Annotated in this window: 1 protein-coding gene; it reads right to left on the bottom strand. The window is 66.4% G+C overall.

The window, feature by feature from the left end:
- A partial coding sequence (locus AC1DKQ_RS22380) for a ParB/RepB/Spo0J family partition protein (RefSeq protein WP_476920278.1) occupies window positions 1-826 on the bottom strand: 826 nt, incomplete at its 3' end.
- Between the last annotated feature and the right edge of the window lie 219 nt (window positions 827-1,045).

The raw sequence follows: 1,045 nt of genomic DNA, 5'->3' as shown, positions 1-1,045 counted from the left end.
TGAAGCCCAGGTCCTTCCAGCCGGTGATGACGGGGTTGGCTTTGTGCTGGCCCCGGTAGTCGGTGCTGATCAGGTAGGCGTTGGCGTCCTCGTCGGTGGCCGGTTCCCCGTCGGCCCGCTTCGCGGCCGAGACGTACAGGTTCTCTTCGCTGGAGTAGTTCCCGGCGTCCTCCACGATCCTCTTGCCCTCCGCCTCGAGCTCGGCGATGAGTGCGGCGAGGGCTGCGGCGCGGTCGCGGCGGTCCCGCAGCATCTGCGCGGCGTGCAGGAGCTGATCGGGTTCGTCCGCGATCACGGATTCCAGTTCCTCGGTCGCGTCCTGGTTCCCTTCAAATTCGGCCATGATGAGCGCTTCATCGATGGTGTATCCCTTGCCCAGGGCGGCGGATCCGGCGCTCGAGGACTTGGCCTTCAGCGCACCTTCCACGGTGGTCTTGGTGCGCCCGGTCTTCTTGGCGATCGCGGCGGCTGAGACGCCGATCAGGGACAGTTGGTGGTAGGCGTCGGCTTCGTCCGCTTCGGTCAGTTCGGCGCGCTGGATGTTCTCCACGACCTGGGTCACGATGCGTTCGGCTTCCTCGGGGGTCTCGATGATCATCACCGGGATGCTGGTGCGCCCGGCTTCAACGGCGGCGCGGGTGCGGCGCTGTCCCATCAGGACATGCACGGTCCCGTCGTCTTTGCGGTGGGCGATGACGGGTTCCATCACGCCGTGTTCGGCAATGCTCGCAATGAAGTCCGGGGTCAGGGCGGCGTCTTTGCGGACGTTGATGTCCACGGTCAGGGTGGCGGGGTCGAGCATTTCGAGGGTGGGTGTGGTGTTCATGGTGTTGCTCCTTTGTGCCCAAGGATTCGGTGGGTGGGGCGGCTCAGGTGACCGGCCAGCGTCCCCTCTCCCCCCGACGCTTCTATGTCTGTCAAGCGGCGGCTGGAGACGGGTGCGGGCGCGGACCAAGAAGTTTCGCCGGTGAGGGGGGCGGCTCGTGGTGACCGGCCAGCGTCCCCTCTCCCCCCGTTGTTTTGGCTGCTGGCGAAGCTTGCGGAG

It is taken from the genome of Arthrobacter sp. 05L421, from assembly GCF_056397785.1.
The sequence above is the reverse complement of the archived record's forward strand: the minus strand, read 5'-3'. Positions and strand labels throughout refer to the sequence as shown.